The organism is Pseudolactococcus chungangensis CAU 28 = DSM 22330 (assembly GCF_002441885.1).
Classification (GTDB): Bacteria; Bacillota; Bacilli; order Lactobacillales; family Streptococcaceae; genus Pseudolactococcus; species Pseudolactococcus chungangensis.
Window position 1 is genome coordinate 21,217 of sequence record NZ_JXJT01000024.1, and the last position, 6,000, is coordinate 27,216.

Genomic DNA, 6,000 nt, shown 5'->3' on the forward strand with positions numbered 1-6,000 from the left:
GTAGCTATTCACTTCATTTTTATTAACCATGATTTTCTCCTTCCCGGCACTTACAATCCTACGCATTGGATAATAAGTATAAAAAAATAAGCAGTCATCAACACAGCCAAGTCAGATGCGTGCTGACCTAGACTAAATGCTAATTTTACTTTTTGCTGCTTGTAAATCGTTTAAACTAACTTACAAAGTGATTATATCAAACCCAAAATACCTATACGCAAAGTTTCTAACTAGAAACAGTTATTTATAAAAAGTGTTTCTAGTTAGAAACTTTTCACCGCTTCTCTCTAGATTTGATAGAATAAATCTAGAGAGAAGCGGTGGACTTTTAAACCTTTGAATTATTAAATACAAAAACAACACCTCCATAGATCTATGAAGGTGTTGTTTTTACTTATAATTGGTTAAAAATATATCAATCATTCTTGCCAGTCCAAAAGCACCTAAATTTTTCAAATTTTGGAGGTCTTGGTCAATTTCTGGCAATAGTTCTGGATTTTTTTCTTGACGATATTTTAAAACTTTTTTGAAAATATGAACAGCGATTTTTTCTTCTGTGTCAGTTGATTTCAATAGGCTATCGAGTTCTTTTTCAAATTCATCTGCATAGATAAATCGACCGTGAAGAATCATATAGACATAAACATTCACCAGTGTCCTTTTTACGATATAGGCATTGTAAGGCAAGATTCTAAACTTGTCTTTTTTTGTTAATTGTTTGCCCAGTTGATAGACTAACTCAGTATCTAAAGCTTCTAAGCACATCCCAAAAACATCAATATCAAAAGCGGTCCACTCCTCATGATCTGTCAGGTACTTATCAATAAACTGGCTGTCAGCATCTGTCAGCAAATTTTGACCCGAAAGCTCACGAATAGCACATTTAATTTTTATATTAAATATTCTTTTTTCATTTGTACGTGGCTTTTGGATAATTAACCCTTTTAGTCCATCCATATCTTGCACATTGATTAAATCTTTTAACTTCTCACCAAATGTATGTAAATTGCCAGCCTCGAAATGGCCAATAGTCAAAAAAAATTCACTCATAGTCATATTTAGCCCTGCAACAGCGTGCATAAAGCCGTCTAATAATAACATTGAGTTGCCATTTTCAAACTTCGATATTTGACTTTTACTCAAATAATGACTTGTGACATCACCAATGCTATAACCTCTTGACTGACGTACTTTTTTATAAAACGCCCCTAATTCCCTGAAATTCAATATTTATAACCCCTTACTATCTACTCCCCCTCAATTTAAATCATATCATTATATATATGTGTTTTCAAATATTTATAACATAAAAAACACATTTAGAATAGCAAATACTATTTTAAATGTGTCTATTTCATTAATTCTGTATAAAAAGAAATTGCAGACAAAACATACAGCGGGGCTGTTTCCGCCCGCATGATGCGAGGGCCTAAGCCAATCTTCACAGCGCCAAGTTGTGTGAAGTTTTCTATCTCCTCTGGTGATATCCCACCTTCGGGACCAAAAATGACAAGCAGGTTTTGACCTGACTGCAACTGTGATAATCTGTCAACAAAGGCTGCCGTTTCACCTGCTTTAGCTGATTCTTCATAGGCAATGAGGACTTGATCATATCGGTCAAACTGGTCAGTCAAGGCTTTGAGACTACCTAAAATTTCAGTTTCCGGGATCATCAAGCGTTTAGACTGTTCTGCTGCACCTTTGGCAATTTTTTGTAGGCGATCTTGTTTTTTAGCGGCTTTCTTAGCATCAAGTTTAGTCACTGACCATTGCGCTGGATAGGCAAAGATAGCTTGCGCCCCAAGTTCAGTCGTTTTCTGCGTGATAAACTCTAATTTATCGCTCTTGGGAAGTCCCACAGCAATCGTCACGCCTAAGGGGAGCTCTACTGTTCTTGCTAAAGTTTCGAGCAGAGTCAAAGTCGCCTGATCACCATTCACCTCAGCCAAGGTGAGGGTTTGATTGGAAAAGACGACCTGAACTTTTTCTTCCGCCTGCGCCCGCATGACGGTGAAAAGATGGTGGCTATCTGCTTTCTCAAGACTAAAAGTAGCGCCAATTTCTGGGCATTTTTGATTCAAAAAATACTGTTGCATCTTCGATTATCCTCCGATAACACTAGCATCGTCGTCTGCTTTCTGCAAAATAACACAGTGCCACTCGCCCTGTTGCATCCGCGTCACAAGGGCGAAACCAGCCGCATGACATTTATCCAGAATCATCTGTGATTTGCTGTCAATGATGCCGCTCATAATCAGAAATCCACCGTCATATAAGAGGTTGTAGGCATCATCAATGACGTTCATGAGAATGTCGGCTAGGATATTAGCAACGATGACATGCGCTTTAATCGTCACGTTTTGGAGTAAGTCACCTGGTTTGACGATGATGTTCGTCATATCAGGATTGAGCTGGATATTTTCTTCAGCAACTTTCACCGCCACATCATCTAAATCGAAAGCATGGATATTTTGAGCCCCTAGGAGATGCGCAGCGATAGACAAAACACCTGAACCAGTGCCAACGTCTAGCAGAGTTTCACCACCTCGCAAGATCTGCTCTAAGGCAAATAAAGAAAGTTTGGTCGTCGGGTGAGTCCCTGTCCCAAAAGCCATGCCCGGATCCAGGCGAATGATTTTTTCATCCCTAGACGCTGGCGCATAATCTGTCCAAGATGGGACAATCGTTAAGCCATGAGAGATGCGAGTTGGCAAAAAATACTGTTTCCAACTGTCCGACCAGTCATTTTCTGCCAGACTTTGTGTTGTCACTGTAAACTCACCAGGATTTAAATCAAAGGCAAGGAGACCCGAAATCTGTCCCCTGACACTCTCAGCAATCTCAATAATAGAAAGTTTTTCTGGATAATAAGCTTTAATGATAACAGTGTCTAGTTGCTCAATCTCAGGTAAAATCTCTCCAAATTTATCCAGATTATCTAGATAATCCTGTGTGTCTTCAATAGCAACGCCTTGTGCGCCAGCATCGATTAAAATATTACTGACAGCGTCCTCAGTTTCACGTGAAACTTTGACTGATAATTCATTCCAGTTATTCATTTTTTTACTCATTTCTTCAAATTGTTCAAGTCATATATTTGCCTATACCTGTTTAACTATATAAAGCATACGCAACTTTAGAGCTATTTTTTGTTAATTAGTCAACGGCTAAGCGGTACTCCAGTGACTAAGATTTTTTCAAAAATCAAGTCTACTGTATATAGCGTGGTACGTAATGCGCTGAAGCGCAAAGTGCCAATGCCAAAACCACCAAGCCACGTTGTAAGTCACTTTTCCGTAAGTCGCTAAAGTGGCAACTCCAATGCCAGAGGCAAAAAGGCAACGGCGTATAAGTATACGTCAAGACTTTTGTCTTACGCCTAAGTGGTAAAACTACCAAGGCACGTCAGACATGGCTACTTATCTAAGCGCTAAAGCGCCAAGATAGTTAAAAGCAATGTTTTCAATTAACAAATAGAGGCAACATTAGTTGCCATCAGCCAAACGACGAAATGACGGAAAATAGTTGAAAGCACTGCTTTCAACTATCCAATGGAGGCAATGAAGTTGCCATCAGAAAGTGTATGTTTTAGATAGTTAAATGAGTATAATGATACAAAAAAGCGATAGCTCGCTCTTTAATTTAAAGCACCAAAGCCTTGTGCGACCAAATAAGGCCCAAATTCTTGACCTGCTGCTTGCGCTTCCAAGATGTACTTATTGATATCGGCATTTGAAAAATTACTATCGTTGATATTCAAATCGCGTAAGGTTTGTCTAGCTTCTGCAACAGTCATCACTTTGGCAGCCTCACTAGACTGCTGAGACCATTTGCTTTCCTCAGCTTCACCATGTAACTCTTCTGAGGTTGAGGTTGACTCTGATATAGACATTGACGGCTCACTGCTTATCGTTTCCGAAGATTGGCTCTTTTTCGAGACAGTCTTACTCACCTTACTTTTTGCATCGCTTGATGTTTTCTTAGGTTCCGATTTTTTACCTCCGCAAGCGGTTATCGTGATAATAACGACTAACAAAATAGCCAATAAACCTGTTATTTTTTTCATCAATCCTATTCTCCTAAATTAATATCGCGGATATGCAAAAAATGTTTTTTCTGCTAAAGATGCGCGACCTTTTTCAAAGCTTTCCAAATCAAATGTCCCTGAAAATTCTGCAGCATCCGAACTTAAAAAGTCGGTCAATGCATCTAATTCATTGTCTGCAGTATCTTGTAAGAACGCAACGAAATACGTGATAAATTCTTGTGACAAGCCTTTTTTAGGCTCATAAGGAAAACTAGCCAGATAGTCTTCAACTGCAATTTTAGACTTTTCTGGGTTATAAAAGACAACAGCATCTTCAAACGAAATATTCTCACTTGAAGCCTGCGTATCATCTTCTGAATCCGTAACAGCAACACCCGGATTTTCAACATCTAATAGATAAAAAATCTCCACCGCATGGTTTTTCTTATCCCAGTTAATTTCGTAATCGTATGTAAAATCTTTTGCTAAAGCCTTGTCTAACACATCTAAAAAACCATACTTTGACATATTTCTCCTTTATATTGAACTTCTTATCTTTTATTGTTAAGCCAAACAATTTTGAACGTATGAAAAATGCCATCTAACACACTGAATTGCTTACAACTTTATAAAATGCTATGACATTATTATAACACAAATTGAGATGCCAAATGCGAGATATCTAAGGTACCTAACTTATAATCTTAAAACATTTTTGCTTGACCTAGAGTGCACTCAAGGTGTTAAACTAAAAAATGATGTCGGTCTACCACAAATCAACCAAATTGAAATCAATCCGTGGCATCAACGCGCAGAAGATTTAGAATGGCACCATAAATACAATGTTCAGCCAGAAGCATGGGCGCCATTTGCAGAAGGCCGAAACAATTTATTTACAGATCCAATCCTATTACATACAAAGTATAATTGAACATGATTTATCCTCAATATAAAGGCTTAATCTATAAAATATAAAGCAAGATGTAGCAATTGTCAAACTGATACATTTTGCTTTTTAAACTCAAAAACAGTGTGAATTTTTGATATTAATTCTCAAACCAATGAGGAGATAAGATGGCACTTAAAAATCTAGTTATGGAATTACCTCTTTTGATACTTACTTCTTCGTATTCTATAGCTAGATTAATCTAAAATAATAACCTCTCATAATAAACAAAAAACTCGAAGTATGCTATGCTTCAAGTTTTTAATACATTAAATCAAATAAAAGATATTACATCACAAATTTCTTGAGCCATACCTATTTTAGCTAAGAATCTATATCTCTTAAACTTTAAAATTGTTATCCTACATTTGTTAGCTAAATTGGATTAGAAAGAAGTCACAATAAAATCAATACCGGCAGTTAGAAAATAAAGTCCTACCAAAAAGCTTATGGTTAAAGCCGAAATAATCGGATTAAATAGCATCATGATACCTAAAATTAAACCTAAGACATTCATAATGATTTTGAACCAGTAATAACCACTACTTAATGATTTGAAAACATCTGAAACAATCAATTCACCGATTGAGTCCATGATAAACCAAATCGCGAAAATGTATGGCAAAGCAAGTAAACCGAAATTCATATTAAACAAAAGAAATAGTCCAATCAGAATATCTAAAATCCCTAATACTAAAATTGAATTTGCTTTATAGCCTGTATACTCATGTAAACGACTTCGAAAGACAAGTTGAATAATCCCTTCAAACAACGCGGCAACTGCAAAAACGACAACAATTGCAACTAAACTACTCAATGGATTAAAAAATGATACCAAGCCAGTAACTAGTAAAATCAGTCCTAAAATAAAATGTACCAAATTAAACCCTTTTTTTGATGTTGACATATAGCACCCCTTTCTTTCAAAAGCATTCCCTTCAAACTATAGTATAAACCTTTGTTAAATAAATTTCAATTTTTAATAAAAACAAACAATCTCCTTATATTAGTAATAGTGGGTAGCTCC

6 protein-coding genes and 1 pseudogene are annotated in these 6,000 nt (G+C 36.5%); 1 reads left to right on the forward strand and 6 read right to left on the reverse strand.

From position 1 onward, the window contains the following. Positions 1–390 precede the first annotated feature (390 nt). The 5 genes from RR45_RS09260 to RR45_RS09280 all read right to left on the reverse strand — a co-directional run bounded on the left by RR45_RS09260 (position 391) and on the right by RR45_RS09280 (position 4,555). Positions 391–1,101, reverse strand: a complete 711-nt coding sequence (locus RR45_RS09260) for an Rgg family transcriptional regulator (protein WP_143188761.1) — start codon at positions 1,099–1,101, stop codon at positions 391–393. Between the two features lie 248 nt (positions 1,102–1,349). Further along, complete coding sequence (locus RR45_RS09265) at positions 1,350–2,096, reverse strand: 16S rRNA (uracil(1498)-N(3))-methyltransferase (RefSeq protein WP_031366862.1); 747 nt, start codon at positions 2,094–2,096, stop codon at positions 1,350–1,352. A gap of 6 nt (positions 2,097–2,102) precedes the next feature. After that, positions 2,103–3,059 (reverse strand): 50S ribosomal protein L11 methyltransferase, encoded by a 957-nt coding sequence (gene prmA, locus RR45_RS09270; RefSeq protein WP_031366861.1) that lies wholly within the window; start codon positions 3,057–3,059, stop codon positions 2,103–2,105. A gap of 578 nt (positions 3,060–3,637) precedes the next feature. Then, on the reverse strand, positions 3,638–4,066 hold the full coding sequence (locus tag RR45_RS09275; protein WP_072353668.1) for a hypothetical protein: 429 nt from the start codon (positions 4,064–4,066) through the stop codon (positions 3,638–3,640). Between the two features lie 18 nt (positions 4,067–4,084). Continuing rightward, positions 4,085–4,555 (reverse strand): DUF3013 family protein, encoded by a 471-nt coding sequence (locus tag RR45_RS09280; RefSeq protein ID WP_031366859.1) that lies wholly within the window; start codon positions 4,553–4,555, stop codon positions 4,085–4,087. A 226-nt stretch (positions 4,556–4,781) separates the two neighbouring features. Here RR45_RS09280 and RR45_RS09285 point away from each other — a divergent pair. Beyond that, positions 4,782–4,937: pseudogene (locus tag RR45_RS09285) on the forward strand (aldo/keto reductase); the annotation flags it as partial. A 421-nt stretch (positions 4,938–5,358) separates the two neighbouring features. Here the strand turns inward: RR45_RS09285 and RR45_RS09290 are convergent. Further along, positions 5,359–5,880, reverse strand: coding sequence for an HdeD family acid-resistance protein (locus tag RR45_RS09290; RefSeq protein ID WP_031366857.1), 522 nt, complete (start codon positions 5,878–5,880; stop codon positions 5,359–5,361). Positions 5,881–6,000: the final 120 nt, after the last annotated feature.

Coding starts and splice junctions, on each gene's coding strand:
- RR45_RS09260 (WP_143188761.1), bottom strand. CDS start 1,101: ATGTTATTATTAGACGGCTTTATGCACGCTGTTGCAGGGCTAAATATG.
- RR45_RS09265 (WP_031366862.1), bottom strand. CDS start 2,096: ATGCAACAGTATTTTTTGAATCAAAAATGCCCAGAAATTGGCGCTACT.
- prmA (WP_031366861.1), bottom strand. CDS start 3,059: ATGAATAACTGGAATGAATTATCAGTCAAAGTTTCACGTGAAACTGAG.
- RR45_RS09275 (WP_072353668.1), bottom strand. CDS start 4,066: ATGAAAAAAATAACAGGTTTATTGGCTATTTTGTTAGTCGTTATTATC.
- RR45_RS09280 (WP_031366859.1), bottom strand. CDS start 4,555: ATGTCAAAGTATGGTTTTTTAGATGTGTTAGACAAGGCTTTAGCAAAA.
- RR45_RS09290 (WP_031366857.1), bottom strand. CDS start 5,880: ATGTCAACATCAAAAAAAGGGTTTAATTTGGTACATTTTATTTTAGGA.